Here is a 25,675-nt window from a genome sequence, read left to right on the forward strand (position 1 = left end):
ACCGTCTATGGAGCAAAATCCGCAGTCACAGCTAAAGTTACTTGTTGCTAAAGGCAAGGAACAAGGCTATCTGACCTACGCCGAAGTAAATGACCACCTACCAGAAGATATTGTTGATTCTGATCAGGTTGAAGACATTATTCAAATGATTAATGACATGGGTATTAAGGTAGTTGAAACTGCCCCAGATGCCGATGAACTCATGATGACTGAAGATAATGCCGACGAAGACGCCATTGAAGCAGCGGCGCAAGCATTATCAAGCGTAGAAAGCGAGATCGGTCGCACAACAGACCCTGTACGTATGTACATGCGTGAAATGGGTACGGTTGAACTACTTACTCGTGAAGGCGAAATTGATATCGCAAAACGCATTGAAGATGGTATTAACCAAGTTCAATGCTCTGTTGCTGAATACCCTTCAGCAATCGCTCATTTACTTGAGCAGTTTGACAAAGTTGAAGCCGATGAACTTCGTCTAACTGATATCATTTCAGGCTTCGTTGATCCTAACGAAGAAGCTACCGCAGCACCAACAGCAACACACATTGGCTCAGAGCTCAGCGAAACTGATCTTGAAGATGAAGATAAAGATCTTGAAGACGGCGACGACGACGATGATGCGGAAGATGAAGAAGAAGACGATGGTAGCATCGACCCTGAATTAGCGCGTGAAAAGTTCTTAGAGCTTCGTCACTCCTATGAAAAAATGGCATTAGCCATTAATACTAATGGTCGCCAACATGCTACGACTGAAGTTGCTGTTGAAGAATTATCAGAAATCTTCAAGCAATTCCGTCTGATTCCAAAGCAATTTGATCGTCTAGTTAGCTCACTACGTGATTCAATGGATAAAGTACGCACTAACGAGCGTCTTATCATGCGTATGTGTGTTGATAATAGCAAAATGCCAAAGAAAACATTCATTAGCCTATTTGGTGGTAATGAATCAAACAGTGATTGGATTGATACCGCACTTAACTCAGGCAAGCCTTACGCTGAACGTCTAAAGAACTATGAAGAAGATCTTCGTCGTGCAACGTTAAAGCTACGCATCCTTGAGCAAGAAACGGGTCTGTCTATTGAGCGAATCAAAGACATCAGCCGTCGTATGTCAATCGGTGAAGCAAAAGCGCGCCGTGCGAAAAAAGAGATGGTTGAAGCAAACTTACGTCTTGTAATCTCTATTGCCAAAAAGTACACCAACCGTGGTCTACAATTCTTGGATTTGATCCAAGAAGGTAACATCGGTCTAATGAAAGCGGTTGATAAATTTGAATACCGTCGAGGTTACAAATTCTCAACTTATGCTACATGGTGGATCCGTCAGGCAATCACACGTTCAATCGCTGACCAGGCACGTACTATTCGTATTCCTGTGCACATGATTGAAACCATCAACAAATTGAACCGTATCTCACGTCAGATGCTTCAAGAGATGGGCCGTGAGCCATTGCCGGAAGAATTGGCTGAACGCATGCAAATGCCGGAAGACAAGATCCGTAAAGTATTGAAGATTGCTAAAGAGCCAATCTCAATGGAAACCCCAATTGGTGATGATGAAGATTCACACCTAGGTGATTTCATTGAAGATACAACACTTCAACTACCAATGGATGCAGCGACTGCAACAAACTTGCGTGCTGCAACTAACGATGTACTTGCGGGTTTAACACCACGTGAAGCTAAAGTACTTCGTATGCGTTTCGGTATTGATATGAATACTGACCACACGCTAGAAGAAGTGGGTAAGCAATTTGACGTTACTCGTGAGCGTATCCGTCAGATCGAAGCGAAGGCGTTACGTAAATTACGTCACCCAAGCCGTTCAGACGTACTACGTAGTTTCCTTGACGAATAAGAAAACGCGCTAACGTTATAAAAAAAGCGAGCCTAGGCTCGCTTTTTTATTGTATGCAATCACAACATTAAAAATTTAAGAAGTTGATTCTCTTTTTCTAACTGTCGAAAAAGCAAACAATTTTTTGGCGTTAATCACTAGACAAGTGTTACGCCATCCCCTATAATTTGCCGCATATGGCCCCTTAGCTCAGTGGTTAGAGCAGGCGACTCATAATCGCTTGGTCCCCAGTTCAAGTCTGGGAGGGGCCACCAAATTTCAAAAAGGCTGAAGTATTTTTACTTCAGCCTTTTTTCGTTTTCAAAGCCAATAAGATAATCTTCACCTATCATCTGCTATTACTTTGATTACACAAAAAATATCATTAACCCACTGACACTTGATAAATAACAAAGCTTTGTTTTTATTTTTCCACATAATCGTCATTTTTATGCAACACACAGTATCAACAATGAACAGCTATATCTCAGGGTGCTAAATGGTGGAATATCTGCTATAATCCTGCGCTTGAATATTGGGCCGACAATCAATGTTCTAAAGGCATTTATCGATTCGCTTAATAATAATAGCGGTATCTTTAACACCATTTGAAATCATTTAAAGATGAACGTTACAAAAGCGCACTAACGCTTTTTTAAAGTAATATTTAAAGAGTTTTTTATTTATTCGTTACTCACTATCAGATAACAACATAGGTTGATTATCCGATAATGATTAATGTTAATTTTCCCTTGGGTAACAAATTCGTCCGGAGAGTATCCTCAATGAAAAAGACCAAGATCGTATGTACGATTGGACCAAAAACTGAATCTGTAGAAATGCTTACTAAACTAGCTAATGCTGGTATGAACGTAATGCGTCTTAACTTCTCACACGGTGACTTTGAAGAACATGGTCAGCGTATCACGAACTTACGTGAAGTTATGGCTAACACAGGCAAAGAACTAGCTATCTTACTAGATACTAAAGGTCCTGAAATTCGTACTATCAAACTAGAGGGTGGTAATGACTTCACTCTAGTAGCTGGTCAAGATTTCACTTTCACAACTGATACATCTGTAATCGGTAACCAAGACCGTGTAGCTGTAACTTACCCAGGTTTTGCTAAAGACCTAGTAAAAGGCAACATCATCCTTGTAGACGACGGTCTAATTGAGATGGAAGTATTGGAAACAACAGAAACTGAAGTTAAGTGTAAAGTACTTAACAGCGGTGACCTAGGCGAAAACAAAGGTGTTAACCTTCCTGGCGTTTCTGTAAAACTTCCAGCTCTAGCTGAAAAAGACAAAGCTGACCTTAAGTTTGGTTGTGAGCAAGGTGTTGATTTTGTTGCTGCATCTTTCATCCGTAAGGCTGAAGACGTACTAGAAATCCGTGCATTACTAGCTGCAAACGGCGGTTCTGACATTCAGATCATCTCTAAGATCGAAAACCAAGAAGGTGTTGATAACTTTGACTCTATTCTTGAAGCATCTGACGGCATCATGGTTGCTCGTGGTGACCTTGGTGTTGAGATTCCAGTAGAAGAAGTTATCTTTGCTCAAAAGATGATGATCGAGAAATGTAACCGCGCTCGTAAAGTGGTTATCACTGCTACACAAATGCTTGATTCAATGATCAAGAACCCACGTCCAACACGCGCAGAAGCGGGTGACGTTGCTAACGCAATCATGGATGGTACTGACGCAGTAATGCTTTCAGGCGAATCAGCTAAGGGTAAATACCCAATCGAAGCTGTAACTATCATGGCGCAAATCTGTGCTCGTACTGATAAAGTACTAAAAGCAGAGCTTGGTTCTCGTCTAGATAGCCCACGTCTACGTATTACTGAAGCAGTATGTAAAGGTGCAGTAGACACAGCTGAGAAGCTAAATGCTCCACTGATCATTGTTGCAACAGAAGCAGGTAAATCTGCTCGTTCAATCCGTAAGTACTTCCCAACAGCACGTATTCTTGCTGTAACAACAAATACTAAGACAGCAGCACAGCTATGTCTTTCTAAAGGTGTTACACCTGTTGTTGTTGAGTCAATTAATAGCACTGACGCATTCTACCTTCGTGGTAAAGAACTAGCGTTAGAAACGGGTCTTGGCGCTAAAGGCGATATCGTAGTAATGGTTTCTGGTGCACTTGTTGCTTCAGGTACAACTAATACTGCATCTGTTCACGTACTATAATTGTTCGTAAACAAGCCTTAAAAAAGGGAGCTTCGGCTCCCTTTTTATTTAGCTATAATTTCTGGCTCATAATTCGCTTATCGACTAAATTATCTACAATATTGTCAATATTTATAAATCACCACCTCACGAACACAGACTAGATTAGTGTTTTATAAATCAAAACCTAGTAACGGCTACATTCCCACCCAAAATCAATTTTAATCATTGCCTATCACTCTCTTTAATGTTTAAGCAATAAACAAAGCCAGTTATACTCCTTATCAATAGATACTGACGTACCAATAACTTCTATCAACGGTTATATCTGTCGGTGTCGAATAACTATAACAACGAAGAGGGAAACTGTGTCCAGTCCTACGCAAACCAATAAAATCATGGAGGTCATACGACAAGATATTTTGCTTGGTAAATTGACTCCCGGACAAAAACTTGTTGTTGCCGATTTGAAAGAACATTACCAAGTTGGTGCATCACCTATTCGAGAAGCATTAGTCCAATTATCGTGGAAAAAGTATGTTAAGTTTGCGCCACAAAAAGGCTGCTGGGTTGCTCCAGTGTCCGTGGAAGAGCTAACGGATCTTTTTAATGCCCATCAATTGATTTCACATGAATTATTAAAAAAAGCAATTGTACAAGGTGATGAAGCGTGGGAACTCAATATCCTCACCAGCTATCATAAATTAAGCCGTATTAATCCAACCTCTGATGATGCTGATCTCTCCGAATGGGAACAACGTCATGGCGATTTTCATATTGCTATTTTATCTGGCAGTAATTCCCCAGTGTTACTGGATCTTTACCTTGATATCTACGAACAACTTAAACGTTATCGTCATATTTGGCTAAGCCATACACGCGAAAGTGAAAATCGTTACAACGATGACGGTGAACATGAAGCATTAATGAAAGCAGTATTAGATCGTGATATTGAGCATGCACAGGCGATTCTAAATAACCACTCAAAAAATGCCGTCAGCTCTGTTAGCCCTTATCTCGAGCTTTACCACGATAATTAAATAGTAAAACCCATGACACATCGATGCCATGGGTTTTATTTTCAACTCAAAGCTATACTTTTAAAGCGCGTTCACCACGAGCAAGACCCACGACACCACTGCGTGCTACCTCAACAATCTCAGTTGCCTCGCCTACCGCCGCTAAAAAGGCATCTAATTTATCACCCGCCCCTGTTACTTGAATCGTATAAATCTGACTAGTCACATCAACAATCAAGCCTCGAAATATATCCGCAGTACGTTTAACTTCGGCTCGTGCAAATCCACTCGCTTTGACTTTTACCAGCATTAACTCACGCTCAATATGATCAGATTCAGTAACATTACTGACCTTCAAAATATCAATTAATTTATGCAATTGCTTCTCGATTTGTTCATAAGAAGCTTCATCTTTAACATGAGTGGTAATATTTAAGCGTGATAACGTTGGATCATCAGTCGGCGCGACGGTTAATGATTCAATATTATAACCACGTTGAGAAAATAGCCCCACGACTCGAGACAGCGCGCCCGGTTGGTTTTCAAGTAATACTGAAATAATTCTACGCATTAAGTTCGCTCCGTCTTGCTTAACCACATATCACTCATTGCACCACCACGAACCAACATTGGGTACACATGCTCAGTTTCATCAACACTGATATCAATAAAGACCAACTTATCTTTTAATGCTAATGCTTGCTCTAATTGCTGATCTAACAGCTTAGGATCAGAAATACGCACTCCAACATGGCCATACGCTTCTGCAATAGCAGCAAAATCAGGGACAGAATCCATATACGATTGAGAATGGCGACCTTGATAAATCATATCTTGCCATTGTTTTACCATACCGAGAAAACGATTATTAAGATTAATGATTTTGACTGGAATATCGTATTGCAGCGCCGTCGAAAGCTCTTGAATATTCATTTGAATACTACCATCGCCTGTGACACACACGACCTCGGCATCAGGTAATGCAAATTTAACCCCCATTGCCGCAGGTAAACCAAAGCCCATGGTGCCAAGCCCGCCAGAATTAATCCAACGTCGAGGTTTATCAAACGGATAATACAAAGCAGCAAACATTTGATGTTGACCCACATCTGAAGTGACATACGCATCACCATCCGTAAGACGATATAACGATTCAATCACCTGCTGTGGTTTAATTCGACCACTGGTGGTGTCATAACGTAAACATTGACGTTGACGCCATGTGGCTATTTGTTGCCACCATGGCTGTAATGCATCTTTATTATCACAGCTATCTTGTTCATTAATCAGCTTGAGCATACTGGTCAGTACAGTCTCTGCTGAGCCAACAATAGGAATATCAACCGCGACTGTTTTTGATATCGATGATGGATCAATATCAATATGCATAATGGTGGCATTCGGGCAGTATTTCTCAAGGTTATTGGTGGTACGATCATCAAATCGAACCCCAATACCAAAAATCAAATCAGCATTGTGCATCGCCATATTGGCTTCATAAGTACCATGCATACCCAACATACCTAAACATTTTTGATGCGTTCCAGGGAAAGCACCAAGTCCCATTAAGGTATTAACCACAGGAATATCTAATTTTTCAGCTAATGTCATTAGTTGCTCACTGCAACTCGACATAATCGCACCGCCCCCTACATAGAGCACAGGTTGTTTAGCAGCTAATAAGGCTTTTACACCACGCTTAATCTGGCCTTTATGGCCTTGTGTTGTCGGATTATATGAGCGTAATGCTATCGATTGTGGATATTGATAGGGATATGTTTCAGCAGGATTAAGCATATCTTTAGGAATGTCGACCACAACCGGTCCAGGACGGCCACTGGCAGCAATATAAAAGGCTTTTTTGATTATAGTAGGGATATCTTCAGGTTTCGTTACTAAAAAGCTGTGCTTAACCACAGGTCGTGAAATACCGACCATATCGCACTCTTGAAAAGCATCATTGCCAATCAAGTTACTCATTACTTGACCCGAAAACACCACCAACGGAATAGAATCCATATAAGCGGTAGCAATTCCCGTTATGGCATTGGTTGCGCCAGGCCCTGAAGTTACAAGTACAACCCCGACATCACCTGTTGCACGCGCATAACCATCAGCCATATGTACTGCTGCTTGCTCATGACGCACTAATACATGTTCAATATCGCTTTTTTCATGTAATGCGTCATAAATATCAAGTACTGAACCTCCGGGATAACCGAAGATATGTTTAACGCCTTGATCGATCATTGAACGAACGATCATCTCTGCGCCAGACAACATTTCCATATTTTGTCTCCAGATCGATGAAACATAGTTAGGGCTTATTTTTAGCCTAATAAAATACATGACTAAGCATGCTATGTTTATCACAGTTGCAATAACAAATGTGAATAACTGCAACAACCTTAACGCTTTTGCAGCATTCATTGCTAGAGTAAAAGAGGAGTTTACGGTTTTTATCTATCACATTTGATATTACTAACGCTTTATATAACCATTTATTCACGCCACGTTACCAACCACTAGCATCAAGTAATAAACCAGCACATTTGACTAAGTAATAGCCATAAAAAAAGAAGCCAATGAGGCTTCTTTCTTAAATTTAAGTAAAAAACGGCTTAGTCGTCTTTTTGTTGCGCTTTTTTATGGCTTTCTTCGTACATATGCTCAATCTCTTTATGGTAACGATCTTGAATCACTTTACGGCGCAATTTCTGGGTTGGTGTTAATTCACCTTTATCCATTGAAAATGATTTAGGCAACAAAGTGAATTTTTTTACTTGTTCAAAACGTGCTAAGTCTTTCTGTAACTCAACCACACGTTTTTCAATTAATTCAACAATTTGACTATGCTTAACCAATTCCATGCGATCTTTATATTTAATATTAAGTTCGCGTGCATGTTCTTCTAGTGTTTCAAAACAAGGCACAATCAATGCTGAAACAAATTTACGGGTGTCAGCAATAACAGCAATTTGTTCAATCAAGTGATCTTTACCAATCGCGCCTTCAATCACCTGTGGTGCAATATATTTGCCCCCTGAGGTTTTCATCAGTTCTTTAATACGATCAGTAATAAACAAGTTTCCTTGCTCATCAATATAACCTGCATCACCCGTTTTAAGGAAACCATCTTCAGTAAAGTTATTCGCGGTTTCTTCTGGCATATTATAATAACCGCGCATCACCATTGGACCACGAACCAAAATTTCGTTGTCTTTACCTATTTTAACTTCAGCACCTGGCATCGGCATACCAATCGAGTCGGGATTAAAACAGCGGTCATCCCAGCAAGAAACCGTTGCGGTTGTTTCTGTCATGCCATAGCCTAACTTAACGTTAATTCCCATCGCATGAAAAAAGCGTCCAATACCCGCATCTAATTTAGCGCCACCACACGGCATACACTTAATGTTCCCACCCAGTACAGCGCGTAACTTAGATAACACCATTTTATCAGCAAGGTTATAGCTCTTGGTTAATAACCATGACGGCTCTCGACATTGCTGGCGAGCAAGTGACATTCTTGCCCCCATATTCACTGCCCACGTAAAGATCATTTTACGATGGAACGGTGCGCGCGAGACTTTCTCATGCACACCAGAGAAAATCTTTTCATAAACACGAGGAACAGCTGACATGTAATTAGGTTTTACAGTAACCAAAGCTTCTTTGAGTTTATTGGTGTCTGCTAAATAGCAGTTAATCACACCGCGGTGCAATACATAGAATGTCCAAGCCCGCTCAAAGACATGTGATAGCGGTAAGAAACACAGTGACGTATCACCTTCATCTAATGCTAGGCGTTCATCATGGGCAATAATTTGTGAAGCGACATTGGCATAATCAAGCATTACCCCTTTTGGGGTGCCCGTTGTCCCTGAGGTATAAATCAACGTCAGCAAATCATCCATAGCTAAATCACCAAGACGAGTATCAAGCTCGAGCTGATGTTCTGAACTAGCGGTCTTTAAAAAATCAACATAGTGACAAACTAAAGGATGTTGAGGTAATTCAACATCATCGGTAAGTGCGACAATACGCTCTAAATTTGGACACTGATCAGCGATAGCAACAGCGATATTTAACTGTGCTTGCTCACCAACAAACAGTACTTTTACATTGGCATCATTAAGAATATATGCTGTCTGTTGAGGTGTATTAGTTGGATAAATAGGCACCGTAACACAGCGATTATATAGCGAAGCAAAATCAGCAACAGTCCAACGAGGCATGTTATTAGCAAAAATACCGACTTTATCTTGTACTGCTAAACCTTGATTGAGTAACGCTAACGCCAATTGTTGAATTTTTTCACCAAAATTATTCCAGCTGATATCTTGCCACTCGCCATCAACTTGATGACGTAGAGCTGGACTGTCGCCTAAGCGCGCAATTTGCTGACGAATGCGGTGAACAATATGGAAATCATGTTGTGCCATAAGTACTCTGTTTTTTTAGCTTACACTTGTAAGCTGATTTGAGAGATGCAGTCTACAATTCAGCCTTTGAAAAGCCAACTATAATGCATATTAAATTATAGTTTCTAATAACCCTTAGTACTCTATACCTGCTTACTTATTGTCTACAATGACTTTTTAGCTAAACGATAAAAGTGTAAGAATCTATAAATAACATGGCGCTATAACGAAAAAACCACGCAATAAAATACGTGGCTTTATTTGCCATGTTGATTACAAATAAAAACTATATTGGCAGCACGGTTTTAAATTCCTCAACAGCATTATTATTACCTTTGAGCAAATAAAAAGACCAGCGTTTATGCTGGCCTTATTTTATCGCTAAACAAATAATTAGCTGGTCAGATCACCACAAATAGCCATTAATTGATCGCGCATCCAAATATTACCTTTATCTTTTTGCGTTGACTCATGCCAGCTTAGGTAACCGGTGATTTTAGCGTTGGCAAAGGGTAACGGTAGCACTTGAATTTGTAAGTTTTCAGCAGACGCTTCAGCTAACCAGCGCGGAGCAACAGCAATCAATTCAGATTGGCTCACGACAAACATAATATCATTGAGACTTGCACCCTGATAAGCGTCCTGACAATGTTCCGCACTGTTATTATAAATATCATCAGCAAACATTTTTACATCTGATACTGATTTTAGAACAGCATGCATCTCAGTATTAAATTCCTCAGCAGAAATACTATCGCTGATACGTGGATGGTTATTCGCAACAATAGCCACTAATTCATCACAAAATAACTCAGTGCTACAGAAACCATCTTCATCAAAGCGTGCATAATCAATTACAAAATCGACTTCTTGATAACGCATTTTTTGCGATAGCTCAGCGTCTAACTCAGCTTCTAATTGCAATTGAATATGAGGCGCTTGTTCACGCATGGTTGATAATACCGTTGGGGCAAAACGCATATCTGAAGGGCTACAAATTGCGAGTTTAAAAGTGCGGCTTGATGTTAATGGTGCAAAAATAGAACACGGTAATTCATTTTTTACCAACTGCAGTGCTTGACGTAATGGACCAAATAATTGCTTAGCACGTTGTGTTGGCTGAATGCCACGACCATGGCGAATGAAAAGTTCATCATTAAACATCACTTTTAAACGCGCAACCGCATTACTTACTGCAGGTTGCGACATACCTAAATTTTGCGCTGCGCGAGTAATATTTTGCTCCTGCATTACAGCATCAAAAACCGTTAATAAATTAAGGTCAACACTACGTAATGTTGTTTCCATACTAAAATTATCAACGGCAGCAACGGAAGTAGTCGTTCGGCTCATGGTATACCTCTAAAATTTAATTATTATTGATGCATCGCAACGCCATACTAACTTAGACATTATTTCTCACTGTCTACAGAGTTTGCTTTAGATGCCCTGATTGGGATACATCCAGTATTAACCATATAGATTGATGAAACTAATAATAGAAAATAAGACAATATGAACAGACACTTATTTAATTACAATTCAGAAAAATAAAAGATTAGAATTCAATACCATAGGTAAATATAAAGATAAAATTAATTTAATATAAATAAAATCACCATAGATAAAATAAGATAAAATAGGCTTTTAATTTCAACGTTCATCATTTATTTTCAAATTAAAATTCACAACGAGAATATTATATACTTATTATATATTTAAATTTTGTATATATTCCAATACAAGTATTATTCATGTATAAATATAACAATTAGATACAATTATTAATTTTAATAATAGATATTAGTTATAAGAACTAATTATATTATTAATAATTATCATTCAATTTAAAAATAAGAGTTAGTAAATACTTACATTTGTAATCTCCACTACCTCTTCTATTCATATCGACTTCTTCCCCGACTAAAAAGTACAAAAAAACACAACTTTTGGTTGACCTATAGCCCGTCTATTTGATATTCATTTGTTAACTAAATTCATTGAAGTCTTTAATAAAATGAAAATACGCTTCTCACTTCTCTTAACACTCCTCCTTATCGTGACATGATCACGCGGGTTGCTATCGAGTGGGAAACACCACCAAAGATTTCAAAACCCGCGCAAACAAGCGCGGGTTTTTTCATATTTTGACCAGCGCAAGTGAATGCGAAACTCAGCCCTATAACGGCTTATATTTAAAAGGATGTCACTATGAACAATCAGGTCATTATTTTTGATACAACATTGCGCGATGGCGAACAAGCACTATCAGCAAGTCTCACTGTCAAAGAAAAACTGCAAATCGCCTATGCCCTTGAGCGTTTAGGGGTCGATGTTATCGAAGCTGGTTTTCCGGTGTCATCCCCTGGTGACTTTGAATCAGTACAGACTATCGCCAAGCACATTAAACAGAGTCGTATCTGTGCCCTTGCTCGTGCTGTAGAGAAGGACATTGATGTTGCAGCTGAATCATTAAAAGCTGCTGAAGCATTTCGTATCCATACCTTTATTTCAACCTCAACTGTCCATGTGCAAGATAAGTTACGTCGAAGCTATGACGATATAATTGCAATGGGAATTGCAGCAGTAAAACGGGCGCGTAAATATACCGATGATGTCGAGTTCTCATGTGAAGATGCAGGACGGACACCGATTGATAACCTATGCCGAATGGTAGAAGCCGCAATTAACGCGGGCGCAAATACGATCAATATTCCCGATACTGTCGGTTATACCCTTCCGAGTGAATTTGCCGGCATTATCACCCAACTGTTTAACCGCGTACCGAATATCGATAAAGCAGTTATCTCGGTACATTGTCATGATGATCTCGGCATGTCAGTCGCCAATTCTATGGCAGCGATTCAAGCAGGCGCTCGTCAAGTCGAAGGCACAATAAATGGTTTAGGTGAGCGCGCCGGTAATTGCGCCCTTGAAGAAATAGCAATGATCATTAAAACCCGTCAATCACTCTTGGGGGTACATACTAATCTCAAGCATGACGAAATCCACCGCACCAGCAAAATGGTCAGTCAGCTATGCAATATGCCGATTCAAGCCAATAAAGCCATTGTAGGCAGTAATGCCTTTAGCCACTCATCAGGCATTCATCAAGACGGCATGCTGAAAAATAAAAACACCTACGAGATCATGACCCCTACGTCAATTGGGCTTAAAAATCAGGCTTTAAATCTTACCAGTCGCTCAGGTCGAGCAGCCGTCAAAAGCCATATGGATACCCTTGGCTACACCGAGCATGAATACGACCTAGATAAACTTTATGCTGATTTTCTTAAACTAGCCGATCGCAAAGGCCAAGTGTTTGATTACGATCTTGAAGCCTTAATGCACTTTGCTAACTTGCGTGATGAAGATGACTTTTTCAAAATAAACTATTTAAGCGTTCAATCTGGCAGCGTGATGGCGACCACCAGCATAAAGCTTCAATGCGGTGAAGAAGAAAAGTGTGAAGCTGCTGTCGGCAATGGTCCTGTTGATGCGCTTTATCAATGCATCTACCGTCTAACGGGTTATGAGATTGTACTTGATAAGTTTGATCTTACAGCTAAAGGCGAAGGTGAAGATGGTTTAGGCCAAGCCGATATCATTGCCAATTACAAAGGTCGTAAATATCACGGTACGGGTCTTGCGACTGATATTGTTGAAGCGTCGGGTCAGGCTCTGATCCACGTTATCAATAGTATTCATCGTGCCAACCAAATCGCGACAATTAAACAACAAAATAGCCTATAACTAAGTGCATCAAAAAAAGTAGCAGCAAAAGCATTCAATTTTATTTTTAGTACATTACGGAGAGCACCCACCATGGCAGGTTCATATAATATAGCAGTACTACCCGGTGACGGTATTGGCCCAGAAGTGATGCAGCAAGCATACAAAGTCTTGGCTGCAGTCCAGCAACAGTTTGATATTAGCTTTAATTTTCATCAGTTCGATGTCGGTGGGATTGCGATTGATAACCACGGTTGTCCATTACCCGCCATCACTTTAAAAGGTTGTGAAGCCGCGAATGCGGTGTTATTTGGCTCTGTCGGTGGTCCAAAATGGGAACATCTGGCCCCAAATGATCAACCTGAACGTGGTGCACTTTTACCATTGCGTAAGCACTTTGAATTGTTTTGTAACTTACGTCCGGCACAAATTCATCGTGGCTTAGAGCACTTTTCTCCCCTGCGGGCTGATATTTCAGAACGAGGCTTTGATATTGCGGTAGTACGTGAACTCACTGGCGGGATTTACTTTGGGCAACCAAAAGGTCGTGAAGGCGAAGGCGCGCAAGAAAAAGCGTTTGATACTGAAATTTATCATCGCTATGAAATTGAGCGTATTGCTAAAATTGCGTTTGAATCAGCGCAGCTACGCCGTAAAAAAGTCTGTTCCATCGATAAAGCAAATGTCCTACAAAGCTCAATTTTATGGCGTCAAGTGGTTGAGGAAGTGGCTCAAAACTACCCTGACGTTAGCTTAACCCATATGTACATTGATAACGCGACCATGCAACTGATCAAAGATCCGTCGCAGTTTGATGTGATGCTATGTTCCAATATTTTTGGCGATATTATTTCCGATGAATGCGCCATGATCACAGGATCCATGGGGATGTTACCTTCTGCGAGTTTAAACCAACAAAAGTTTGGTATGTATGAGCCTGCGGGTGGTTCCGCGCCTGATATTGCAGGTAAAAACATTGCTAATCCGATTGCCCAAATTCTATCCGCGGCCTTGATGCTACGTTACAGTCTTGATGAAGAAGAGGCTGCGCGGGCAATAGAAAGAGCGGTAGCACAAGCACTCGAAGCGGGTGAACTTACAGCCGATTTAGCAAGTAATAGCACCGCCCTAACCACCAGCGAAATGGGTGACAAAATCGCTGCCTATATTCAACGACCATAAGGAGCAGCAGCATGCCAAACAATACACCGTCAGCAGCAACGCCAGCCAAGACGCTTTATCAAAAAATTTATGATGCTCATGTGGTTGTCGCTGCGGCAGGCGAAAACCCGATTTTGTATATCGACCGTCATTTAGTCCATGAAGTCACCTCACCGCAAGCATTTGATGGGCTGCGCGAACAAGGTCGTCAAGTTCGTCAAGTGAATAAAACCTTTGCCACCATGGATCACAACGTTTCAACTCAAACCAAAGATATCAACGCTTCAGGTGAAATGGCACGTATCCAAATGGAAACCCTTGCCAAAAACTGTGCTGATTTCGGCGTCACCTTATACGATCTAAACCATAAATTTCAGGGTATTGTTCATGTCATGGGCCCAGAACTTGGGATCACTTTACCCGGCATGACCATTGTATGTGGTGACTCACATACCGCTACCCACGGTGCCTTTGGCGCACTCGCATTTGGTATCGGCACTTCTGAAGTTGAACATGTATTAGCAACCCAGACCCTGAAACAATCATGTGCTAAGACCATGAAAATTGAGGTTAAAGGCAAAGTAGCAGCAGGCATTACCGCCAAAGATGTTGTATTAGCAATTATCGGTAAAACCACTGCTGCCGGTGGTACAGGTTATGTGGTTGAATTCTGTGGCGAGGCGATCACCGATCTATCGATGGAAGGTCGAATGACGGTGTGCAATATGGCGATTGAATTGGGCGCTAAAGCAGGTTTGATTGCACCAGATAAAACCACCTTTGATTACATTAAAGGGCGTGAATTTTCACCTCAAGGGGCTGATTTAGAAGCCGCTATTAGTTATTGGCAAACCTTAACCAGCGATGATAATGCAGTATTCGATGCGATAGTGACTTTAGATGCCACCGACATTAAACCGCAAGTCACTTGGGGCACCAACCCAGGTCAAGTGATCGCCGTTGATGAACGGATCCCTGCCCCTGAAAGTTTTAGCGATCCAGTAGAGCAAACATCGGCTAAAAAAGCCTTGGCTTATATGGGATTAGAAGCTGACAAATCATTATCTGATTATACTGTAGATAAAGTTTTTATCGGTTCTTGTACCAACTCTCGTATTGAAGATATGCGTGCCGCTGCAACCATTGCTAAGGGACGTAAGGTTGCCGCCCATGTGCAAGCATTAGTCGTTCCTGGCTCAGAACAAGTCAAAGCCCAAGCGGAACAAGAAGGCTTAGATAAAATCTTTATTGAAGCTGGCTTTGAATGGCGACTCCCTGGTTGTTCGATGTGCTTAGCAATGAATAACGATCGCTTAGGCCCCGGTGAGCGTTGTGCGTCTACCAGTAATCGTAACTTTGAAGGTCGTCAGGGTCGTGATGGTCGTACTCACTTAGTCAGCCCTGCAATGGCAGCAGCAGCAGCATGTGCGGGTCACTTTGTCGATATTCGTCAACTTGAACCCGTATCGGTATAAATAAGGACATAACGATGACAGGCTTTACTCAACATACAGGCTTAGTGGTGCCATTGAATACCGCTAACATTGATACCGATGCCATTATTCCGAAACAGTTTCTCCAAAAAGTCACTCGTACCGGATTTGGGCAGCACTTATTTCATGACTGGCGCTTTTTAGATGATGCAGGTCAACAACCTAATCCCGATTTTATAATGAATACTCCTCGCTACCAAGGTGCCAGTATTTTATTGGCGCGTGAAAACTTTGGCTGTGGATCATCGCGTGAACATGCCCCGTGGGCGCTGGCTGATTACGGCATTAAGGTAATGATCGCTCCCAGTTTTGCTGATATTTTTTATGGTAATTCAATCAATAACTACATGATCCCTGTCCGTCTTACCGATCAACAGATTGATGAATTATTTGAATTTGTAGAAGCAACAGTTGGCGCGAAGATCACGGTCGATCTGGAAGCAATGACAGTGAATGCCAATAACAAGCAATATCCGTTTGAAATTGACGAGTTTCGTCGTCATTGCTTATTAAACGGATTAGACAACATAGGCTTAACGCTACAACATCAGGCTAAAATAGCTGAATATGAAGCTAATATTCCGACTTATCTCGCATAGATCACCTGCTCAATAAAAACGCCTGCCAATCAACAGGCGTTTGTTCCTCAAATTACACTCAGTACTGTAATAAACCAAGCCCAACAACGGTCTTGATCATCATCTTGTTATTATTACGGGTTAATTATGCGCATTGTTTTGAGCTTATTTTTTATTTTATGGTCCCTGAATGTGTTTGCCGCCCCCAAGGCTGATCTTTTACCTTACTGGCAAGATCACGTTGCCGCGAATCAACGTCAAATCGATCATCATCAATGGCAACAATTATTGGATAAATACCTAGTTGTAGAGCCACAACAAACGTTATTTCGTTATAGCGCTGTCACCATCGCAGATAAACAACAACTAAGTGGTTATATCAATCAACTGAATCAGCTTGATCCGCGCCAATATAATCGTAATGTTCAGTTTGCTTATTGGGTGAATCTTTATAATGCGCTGACAGTACAATTGATCATTGATAATTACCCAATCACATCAATTACTAAACTCGGTGGTTTTTTCAGTTTTGGGCCTTGGGATCAACCTATCGTCACCATCAATAATAAAACCCTTAGCCTTAACGATATTGAACATCGAATATTACGTCCGATCTGGCGCGATCCTCGTATTCACTATGCGGTTAATTGTGCCAGCTTAGGTTGCCCCGATTTACTGCCGCAAGTGTTTGACAGTCAGCAACTTGAGCAACAACTAAATAATGCCGCGAGCCGATTTATTAATAGTCCAAAAGGCGTTCGTAGCAACTCAACCCAAACCACGTTATCATCCATTTATGACTGGTACGGTACAGATTTTGGCAATCAACAGGCTTTATTGCAGCATATAAATCATTATCTACTGCATAAAAAAATCAATGGCGATAACCTCAAATTTGATTACAACTGGTTGTTAAATCAGAAGCTATAACTTAACGCTAGTTACAGGTACAATACTCGCGTTCTCATTGGGGAGCCTTTTGGCTGAGATTGTTGTTATTATCTTGATGGATATAGCAGAACCCATTGAACCTGAACCAGGTAATGCTGGCGTAGGAATTGAGAAACGCATTGGTATTTCACCAGTGTCAATCTGCTATTACAGCATGATACTTACCCTCTCAACCCTGTGCCGCTCTCTCTTTTTATTTTGTTCGCAGGATGCTGACATCAGGAGCGCATAGTGAAAATCCGTTATACACTTTTACCGTTAATTTCGATGTCGTTACTCTCAAGTAACGTCTTCGCCGCTGATAATACCCTTAATGTTTATACCTACAGCTCGTTTTCATCTGAGTGGGGACCGGGGCCAATCATCAAAAAAGCCTTTGAAGCCCAATGTGATGGTTGCAAGGTTAACTTTGTCTCTTTAGAAGACGGCGTATCCATTCTTAATCGAGTGCGCTTAGAAGGTAGCCGTAGCCAAGCGGATATTCTTCTGGGGCTCGACAATAACCTGATGACCGAAGCCAAACAAACCGGGTTATTAGCCAAACAACATGTTGATCTCAGCAAACTCACCCTGCCTAAAGGTTGGCACGATGATACCTTTATTCCCTATGATTACGGCTACTTTGCGTTTGTTTATGACAGCACCAAATTACCTAACCCACCCACCAGTTTAAAAGCGCTGGTTAACGATCAAAACATCAGTGTGATCTACCAAGATCCACGCACCTCAACCCCAGGTCAAGGGTTGATGTTATGGATGAAATCGGTTTATGGTGATAAAGCTGCCGCTGCATGGCAACAATTAGCCAAGCATACGGTTACAGTTACTAAAGGCTGGTCAGAAGCTTATAGCATGTTCCTTGATGGTGAAGCCGATATGGTATTGTCATACACCACCTCACCGGCCTACCACATCATAGAAGAGCACAAAACCCAGTATAAAGCGGCTAACTTTAAAGAAGGCCATTACATGCAGGTTGAAGTCGCTGCCAAAATGAAAAACAGCCCCCATCCTAAACTGGCCGATCAGTTTATGCAGTTTATTGTCAGTGACGCTTTTCAATCTCAAATAGCGACCCATAACTGGATGTATCCGGTCACTAAGCAGCCACTACCTGCCGCTTTTGAGCAACTAAGCATACCTGACAAAGCATTAGAATTTAGTGCTGATGAAGTCGCCCACAAGCGTAAAGCATGGATTCGAGAGTGGCAGCAAGCGCTGACCCAATAATGGCATAGAGCTGTGAATAAACGTGTAACTCAACTTCTGCCCGGGCTATTGAGTGTCGGGCTGATTTTATTACTGGTGATCGCCGCGATCACCAGCCTTATACTCCATGCTGGGCAATGGCAACTGAGTAGCTTATGGCATGATCCCTATTTACGCCATGTGACGCGGTTCAGTTTCTACCAAGCCTTATTATCCACCTTACTTAGCATCGTGCCTGCGATTGCGATTGCTTACGCATTATCACGGCGTAATTTTATTGGCAAACAACTGTTACTACGTTTATTTGCCATGACCTTAGTAATGCCAGTGTTAGTGGCAGTATTTGGTCTATTAGCGATCTATGGCAAAAGTGGCATTCTTAGTCACGGATTAAGCCTACTTGGGTTACCACGGCTGAATATTTATGGTTTAAGTGGAATTTTACTGGCACATGTATTTCTCAACTTACCGTTAGCGGTGCGCTTTTTACTTCAAAGTTTAGAAGCTATTCCACATGAACAGCATCAATTAGCCGCCCATTTAGGCATCAGTGGTTGGCATAAATTTAAGCTGGTTGCTTGGCCACGGCTACGCCAACAATTACCCCATGTGGCGGGGCTCATTTTCATGCTGTGTTTTACCAGTTTTGCGGTGATCATGTCGCTAGGTGGCGGTCCTAAATCAACCACCATTGAACTGGCAATTTACCAAGCGATTCGCTATGACTTCGATCTTGCTACAGGTGCTATTTTAGCGCTGTGGCAAATGTTACTTTGTGGCGGATTAGTACTACTCAGCCATCGCTTTGCCAAACCCTTAGCGACCTTTAGTGCTTCGGTTGGTAAAAATGTGGTTAATTATCAAGATAATTGGCGCGCAAAATGGTGGGATTGGAGCTGGATCGTGGCGGCAATATTACTGGTGATCCCGCCGATTATTGCGGTCTTTGTTGCAGGGTTAAACCGCCAACTGCCACAATTGTTGCAACAGCCAGCACTGTGGCACGCGGTTGCTAATTCACTCAAAATTGCGGTCATGGCATGTAGTTTAGCGTTTGTGTTTGGGGTGATGATCTTACTCGCGAGTCGACAATTACGCTTGAATAAACAACGTTTGAGTGCCGATAGTATCGAAATGATTGGCACCATTATTTTAGTTACTCCAGGGCTAGTATTAAGTACCGGGATTTTCTTATTACTCCGTCAATACACCGATGCCTATGGCGCAGCTTTTTGGGTTGTTGTGGGGGTTAATGCATTAATGGCATTGCCTTATGTGATCAAAACCCTTAGCCAGCCCATGCTGCATATTGCCCAACAATATAATATGTTATGTCATAGTTTAGGCATGAGTGGTTGGTCTCGATTACGACTTGTAGAATGGCGAGCACTGCGTAAACCGATTGCACAATCATTGGCAATCAGCTTAGTACTCTCATTGGGCGATCTAGGCGCGATTGCTTTATTTGGCAGTCAAGATTTTCAAACCTTACCGCTGTATTTATTCCAATTAATGGGTAGCTACCGCATGGATGGTGCGGCTGTAGCGGCATTATTATTGTTATTACTCAGCTTGGGCTTATTCAGCGCAATTGAATATTGCTTCCAACCTCGGCGTACCAAAGGCAAACACCATGCTTGATATCAACCAATTACGTTATACCTACCAACCTCAACACCAGCATGAACACCCAATGCCGTTAAGCTTTAACTTTAGCCTTCAACAAGGTGATATTGCAGCGTTAATCGGCCCGAGTGGTGCAGGTAAAAGTAGTTTATTAGCGCTTATTGCGGGGTTTTTACAGCCCGATAGTGGTGATATTAGTATCCACCAGCAATCAATTATTACGCAAGATCCCGCTCAGCGGCCATTATCAATGCTGTTTCAAGAGCACAATTTATTTCCGCATTTAACGGTCTATGAAAATATCGCCTTAGGGGTTGATCCACGGCTTAAACTTAGCGCACAACAGCAACAGCATGTGCATGATGCCGCAGTTAATGTCGGGCTAGAAGCGTATTTAACACGCTTGCCAGAGCAATTATCTGGTGGTCAACGCCAACGAGTCGCACTGGCGCGGTGTTTGATTCGTCAGCGACCACTATTATTACTTGATGAACCCTTTTCAGCCCTTGATCCCGCATTACGTAATGACATGCTCAAACTGGTTCAGCAACTCGCACAGCAACAAGCCATCACCGTATTAATGATCACTCATAGCCCTGATGATGCAAAGAAAATCGCCAATAAATGTATCTTTGTTGATAATGGTGAAGTAAAGGCATTCGGTAACACTGACACGCTATTAAACCAGCCTCAACAACTGGACTTACGTCATTACTTAGGGTTAACCACGGTATAATAACAACCATAAATAAAGCCGAACGCTATACGTTACCCGTACAGTGTCCGGCTTATCTTGTTAACACCCGTTAATGATAATGAGCCCTAAAATTAGCGTGAGCTTACAGATTTTCTTCAGCAAACTCCGCCAAACGACTTCGTACTACGCCATTAAGATAAATATTGGCACTACCATCAAAATGTTTAAACCGTTCAACAATGTAGGTTAAGCCTGATGTCACTGGCGATAAGTAATTAGAATCAATTTGAGATAAATTACCTGAGCACACCAACTTGGTGCCTTCACCACAACGAGTAATGATGGTTTTAATCTGAGAGGCGGTTAAGTTCTGGCACTCATCAAGCAATACAAATGCATTTTGAATTGAGCGCCCACGCATAAAGTTTATCGATTTAAATTGAATATTGGCTTTATCAAAAATGTATTTCATTGAGCCATCAGTACAGACATCATGTTTATGTAACGCCTCCATGGTGTCGGTCACCGCCGCTAGCCACGGCAGCATTTTCTCTTCTTCGGTACCGGGTAAAAAACCGATAGACTCGGCAATTTCTGGAGTATTACGGGTGACAATGATCTTGTCATACATCCCTTTTTCAATCACTTGTTCTAACGCTGCTGCCATTGCTAAAATGGTTTTACCACAACCTGCAGGGCCGGTTAAAATCACCAGATCAATGTTAGGATCAAGCATTGCATCCAACGCCATCCCTTGATAAATATTTTTAGGATGAACCCCCATGCCTGACGATGCATTAAACGTTCGTAACTAATATCTTTAATGGTAATTTCTTCACCATCAATGGCTTTGATCCTTGCTGCAAACTCTTCACCGTCATCAAGTAAATATTGATTCACATACGGGGTTTCAAACAGTGACTTAGGTAGTGTGTGTAAAGTTGAGCTACCGCGATTTTCAGAATGACATTCAGCAACATTACTCCAAAAGTTACCGTTATAGCGATGGAAACCTTTACTAAGTAAAGCTACATCATCAATCAATTGATCGGAGCGATAATCATCGACATTTAACACCCCCGCCCCTTTGGCACGTAAGCGCATATTGATATCTTTAGTGACTAAGACTACGCTTCTGGGAGCATGTTTTTGTTGTAGAAAAAGAACGCTATTAAGAATACGGTTATCACCCGCTTTATCACTAAATGCATGAACCGTTTGTTTAACTTCATAATCAGCAAAAATAGCAATGGTGCCATTGTGAGGGATGTGATCATTAAAACAAATACCCGCTGAAATTTGCTCAGGGGTAGCATCGTGAAAGATATTTTCTAGGGCACGGATAGCAACCCGTGCATCACGAGAAACATCACGTTTACTGTCTTTGATACGATCTAATTCTTCCAATACCGTCATGGGGATCACCACGTCGTGTTCTTGGAAAGAGAAGATAGCGAGAGGTTCATGAAGTAGAATATTTGTATCTAATACAAATAGTTTCCGTTCTGCATTATCCATAAGCATCTCCTTGGTAGGGCGGATAGTAATAAATGACCTATCACTGTTTTAGCTTACGTCAAAATTAACCATTTAGTTAAATTACAACGTTATAACAATTAAAGCTTATATTGGTGAAACTAAGATGACATTGCACCTCATGTCTCTTTTACACACTTTCACCGTGACCTTAATCACATCATGCAGTAACATAACTCCCCCATTTTTGAGTTATGCGTATGCCGTATTATTTCTCTATGCATTTAGTTTTATTATAGACGATAAACAGCTAACGCGAATTATAACATTTTCCTTTATATCAAATAATTAGAAGGTTTTTAGCACTATGCCATTTGCTTTGGGTCAACGTTGGATCAGTGATACAGAAAGTGATTTAGGTTTGGGCACAGTCGTTGCTATTGAGCCACGCACTGTCAGCTTGATGTTTCCAGCATCAGATGAAAACCGTTTATACGCTCGACATGATGCACCAGTTACCCGTGTAATGTTTAATGTTGGCGATGTGATTGAAAGCCACGAAGGCTGGTCGCTAAAAGTTGAAGCGATCGAAGAAGATAAAGGAATTATCACTTATATCGGTACCCGTACAGATACCGAAGAAAGCGATATTGCGTTACGTGAAATATTTTTAAGCCATCAAATTCGTTTTAATAAACCGCAAGATAAATTATTTGCAGGTCAAATCGATCGCATGGATCGGTTTGCATTACGCTACCGCGCGCTAAAAAATCAGTATGAGCAACTAAAAAGCCCATTACGTGGCTTATGTGGCATGCGTGCAGGCTTAATTCCGCACCAGCTTTACATTGCTCATGAAGTCGGTCGCCGTTATGCACCACGTGTGCTTTTAGCTGATGAAGTAGGTTTAGGTAAAACCATTGAAGCGGGCATGATCATCCACCAGCAGGTGCTATCTGGCCGTGCTGAACGTATTCTGATTTTAGTCCCTGAAACCCTACAGCACCAATGGCTTGTAGAAATGATGCGTCGCTTTAACCTTCACTTTTCTATTTTTGATGAAGAGCGTTGCGTTGAATCTTTGGCAGATGCTGCTAATCCATTTGATACTGCACAATTTGTATTATGTTCACTTGATTTCCTTCGCAAAAGTCGCCGTCGCTTTGAGCAAGCACTGGATGCCGATTGGGATCTACTCATTGTCGATGAAGCACATCACCTTGAATGGAGCGAGGAGCGTCCAAGCCGTCAATACCAAGTGGTTGAAGCGATTGCTGAAAAAACGCCAGGTGTGTTACTGCTAACAGCAACCCCTGAGCAATTAGGCCGTGAAAGTCACTTTGCTCGCTTACGCTTATTGGATCCTGATCGTTTTTATGATTATGAAGCCTTTGTTGAAGAAGAGCGTCTATACGAACCCGTTGCGGATGCTGTCTCTCAATTACTTGCCGGTGAAACACTTGATAGTAACGCTAAGCAAACCTTAGTCGACTTACTAGCAGGTCAAGACGTCGAGCCAATGATCACCGCGATTGAAAATGCAACCACAGCAGAGGATGCTAAAGCACTTGAAGCGCGTCACGAGCTGATCCGCAACCTGATGGATCGCCATGGTACTGGTCGCGTATTGTTCCGTAACACCCGCTCAGCAATCAAAGGTTTCCCTAAACGTCACCTTAATATGTACCCATTGCCGATGCCTAATCAGTACAGCACTGCAATGCGTGTTGCTGGCATGATGTCAGGCAAACTAAGCATTAACGAAAAAGCGATTAAACTGCTTTACCCTGAAGATATCTATCAAGAATTTGAAGGTGAGTCAGCCACATGGTGGAACTTTGATCCTCGCATTAATTGGCTATTAGATATGCTAAAAGCCAACCGTAATGAGAAGGTATTGGTGATCTGTTCTCGTGCTCAAACCGCATTAACGTTAGAACAAGCATTGCGTGAACGTGAAGGTATCCGTGCGACCGTGTTCCACGAAGGGATGTCGATCATTGAACGTGATAAAGCCGCGGCATATTTTGCTCAAGAAGAAAGTGGCGCCCAAGTATTGATCTGTTCAGAGATTGGTTCTGAAGGACGTAACTTCCAGTTTGCTAATCAATTAGTGATGTTCGATTTACCGAGCAACCCTGACTTACTAGAGCAACGTATTGGTCGTTTAGATCGTATCGGTCAACAACGTGAAATCGAAATCCACGTACCGCACCTTGAAGGCACCTCACAAGCATTACTGGCACGTTGGTTCAACGAAGGCTTAAACGCGTTTGAAGAAACCTGTCCAACCGGTCGTCCTGTTTATGAAGCTGTATGTGAAGAGCTAATCACCTTACTTGCCAGCGATAAGCAAGATAGTGACGCATTAGAAGCAGTAATCACTCGAAGTGCTGCGCTACATAACGAACTCAAAGGCAAGCTAGAGCAAGGCCGCGATCGCTTACTTGAAATTCACTCTAACGGCGGCGAAGCAGCGCAACAGTTAGTCGAACAAATCAGTAGCAAAGACGGTGATACCAACTTAGTGTCTTTTGCGCTAGGTTTATTTGACACCATTGGTCTTAACCAAGACGATAAAGGTGAAAATGCAATTGTAGTGACGCCATCCGAACATATGATGGTCGCGAGCTACCCAGGCTTACCGTATGACGGCTGTACGATCACCTTTGATCGTAATACTGCACTGTCGCGAGAAGATCTGCACTTTATCAGCTGGGAACACCCAATGATTCAAGGTGGTATCGAATTACTATTAAGTGAAGGGGTCGGTACAACTGCGGTTTCATTACTGAAAAATAAAGCATTGCCTGTCGGTACGTTATTGTTAGAGCTGATTTACGTAGTTGATGCACAAGCGCCAAAACAATCAGGTATTGGACGTTTCTTACCCAAAACACCGATCCGTATTTTGTTAGATAGTAAAGGTAACAACCTTTCTGCTAATGTTGAATTTGAAAGTTTTAACCGTCAATTAAGCCCGATTAACCGCCATTTAGGCAGTAAATTGGTTAACTCGGTCCAAAAAGATATCCATGCCTTAATTGCCCATGCTGAGCGTGAAATTGACAAAGAACTGGTCACTGTTCGCAATCAAGCACAAGCCGAGATGGAAGCAACATTACAAGCTGAATATCAACGTTTACTCGCTCTTAAAGCCGTTAACCCTAACATTCGTGATGACGAACTAGAGCTAATCCAAAATCAAATTATTGATTTGACCAATTACATTACCAAAGCGCAGATTCAACTAGATTCATTGCGTTTGATTGTTGTTAGTCATAACTAATTA

At 41.6% G+C, this 25,675-nt stretch carries 16 protein-coding genes, 1 tRNA gene, 1 pseudogene and 1 riboswitch; of the genes and pseudogenes, 13 read left to right on the forward strand and 5 right to left on the reverse strand.

The features are described 5' to 3' along the window. Positions 1-7 precede the first annotated feature (7 nt). From rpoD to BTO21_RS18210, 4 genes are all read left to right on the forward strand, one after another. A complete protein-coding gene (gene rpoD / locus BTO21_RS18195) occupies positions 8-1,861 on the forward strand; it encodes an RNA polymerase sigma factor RpoD (RefSeq protein ID WP_045027962.1) in 1,854 nt (617 codons plus the stop codon). 178 nt (positions 1,862-2,039) lie between these two features. Further along, positions 2,040-2,115 (forward strand) — tRNA-Ile (locus tag BTO21_RS18200). A 510-nt stretch (positions 2,116-2,625) separates the two neighbouring features. Then, positions 2,626-4,038 (forward strand): pyruvate kinase PykF, encoded by a 1,413-nt coding sequence (gene pykF, locus BTO21_RS18205; RefSeq protein WP_045027964.1) that lies wholly within the window; start codon positions 2,626-2,628, stop codon positions 4,036-4,038. 377 nt (positions 4,039-4,415) lie between these two features. Beyond that, entirely contained in the window at positions 4,416-5,057 is a 642-nt protein-coding gene (locus BTO21_RS18210; protein WP_045027965.1) for an FCD domain-containing protein, read from the forward strand. 52 nt (positions 5,058-5,109) lie between these two features. Here BTO21_RS18210 and ilvN read toward each other — a convergent pair whose 3' ends face one another. From ilvN to leuO, 4 genes are all read right to left on the reverse strand, one after another. Further along, positions 5,110-5,607 (reverse strand): acetolactate synthase small subunit, encoded by a 498-nt coding sequence (gene ilvN, locus BTO21_RS18215; protein ID WP_045027967.1) that lies wholly within the window; start codon positions 5,605-5,607, stop codon positions 5,110-5,112. Then, positions 5,607-7,325, reverse strand: coding sequence for an acetolactate synthase 3 large subunit (locus BTO21_RS18220; protein WP_045027968.1), 1,719 nt, complete (start codon positions 7,323-7,325; stop codon positions 5,607-5,609). The genes ilvN and BTO21_RS18220 overlap by 1 nt, the downstream gene beginning before the upstream one ends. Positions 7,326-7,657: 332 nt before the next feature. Further along, positions 7,658-9,481 (reverse strand): AMP-dependent synthetase/ligase, encoded by a 1,824-nt coding sequence (locus tag BTO21_RS18225; protein WP_045027970.1) that lies wholly within the window; start codon positions 9,479-9,481, stop codon positions 7,658-7,660. A 372-nt stretch (positions 9,482-9,853) separates the two neighbouring features. Beyond that, positions 9,854-10,813, reverse strand: a complete 960-nt coding sequence (leuO, locus tag BTO21_RS18230; RefSeq protein ID WP_045027972.1) for a transcriptional regulator LeuO — start codon at positions 10,811-10,813, stop codon at positions 9,854-9,856. Positions 10,814-11,671: 858 nt separating this feature from the next. Between leuO and leuA the strand changes: the two genes are divergently transcribed. The 8 genes from leuA to thiQ all read left to right on the forward strand — a co-directional run bounded on the left by leuA (position 11,672) and on the right by thiQ (position 20,946). Then, entirely contained in the window at positions 11,672-13,213 is a 1,542-nt protein-coding gene (gene leuA / locus BTO21_RS18235; protein WP_045027974.1) for a 2-isopropylmalate synthase, read from the forward strand. Positions 13,214-13,285: 72 nt separating this feature from the next. Next, complete coding sequence (gene leuB, locus BTO21_RS18240; protein ID WP_065192310.1) at positions 13,286-14,374, forward strand: 3-isopropylmalate dehydrogenase; 1,089 nt, start codon at positions 13,286-13,288, stop codon at positions 14,372-14,374. Between the two features lie 11 nt (positions 14,375-14,385). Beyond that, entirely contained in the window at positions 14,386-15,828 is a 1,443-nt protein-coding gene (gene leuC, locus BTO21_RS18245) for a 3-isopropylmalate dehydratase large subunit (RefSeq protein WP_045027975.1), read from the forward strand. A gap of 14 nt (positions 15,829-15,842) precedes the next feature. Further along, the gene (gene leuD, locus BTO21_RS18250; RefSeq protein ID WP_045027977.1) at positions 15,843-16,445 is read left to right on the forward strand and encodes a 3-isopropylmalate dehydratase small subunit; all 603 of its coding nucleotides are present in this window, start codon (positions 15,843-15,845) and stop codon (positions 16,443-16,445) included. A 126-nt stretch (positions 16,446-16,571) separates the two neighbouring features. Then, positions 16,572-17,354: a DUF547 domain-containing protein gene (locus BTO21_RS18255; protein ID WP_045027979.1), complete on the forward strand. Its 783-nt coding sequence runs from the start codon at positions 16,572-16,574 to the stop codon at positions 17,352-17,354. 28 nt (positions 17,355-17,382) lie between these two features. Next, positions 17,383-17,499: riboswitch (TPP riboswitch) on the forward strand. Between the two features lie 143 nt (positions 17,500-17,642). Beyond that, positions 17,643-18,605 carry a thiamine ABC transporter substrate binding subunit gene (gene thiB / locus BTO21_RS18260; protein WP_082056803.1) on the forward strand — a complete coding sequence of 321 codons (963 nt, stop codon included), beginning with the start codon at positions 17,643-17,645 and terminating at the stop codon, positions 18,603-18,605. 12 nt (positions 18,606-18,617) lie between these two features. Next, positions 18,618-20,225, forward strand: a complete 1,608-nt coding sequence (thiP, locus tag BTO21_RS18265) for a thiamine/thiamine pyrophosphate ABC transporter permease ThiP (protein WP_045027981.1) — start codon at positions 18,618-18,620, stop codon at positions 20,223-20,225. Then, entirely contained in the window at positions 20,218-20,946 is a 729-nt protein-coding gene (gene thiQ / locus BTO21_RS18270) for a thiamine ABC transporter ATP-binding protein (RefSeq protein WP_045027982.1), read from the forward strand. Before thiP ends, thiQ begins: the two co-directional genes overlap by 8 nt. Positions 20,947-21,049: 103 nt before the next feature. Here thiQ and BTO21_RS18275 read toward each other — a convergent pair. Next, a pseudogene (locus BTO21_RS18275) lies at positions 21,050-22,425 on the reverse strand (PhoH family protein). Positions 22,426-22,750: 325 nt separating this feature from the next. Between BTO21_RS18275 and rapA the strand changes: the two are divergent. Then, positions 22,751-25,672 (forward strand): RNA polymerase-associated protein RapA, encoded by a 2,922-nt coding sequence (rapA, locus tag BTO21_RS18280; RefSeq protein ID WP_045027984.1) that lies wholly within the window; start codon positions 22,751-22,753, stop codon positions 25,670-25,672. Positions 25,673-25,675 lie beyond the last annotated feature (3 nt).

The sequence above is a fragment of the Photobacterium phosphoreum genome (assembly GCF_002954725.1).
GTDB classification, from domain to species: Bacteria; Pseudomonadota; Gammaproteobacteria; order Enterobacterales; family Vibrionaceae; genus Photobacterium; species Photobacterium phosphoreum.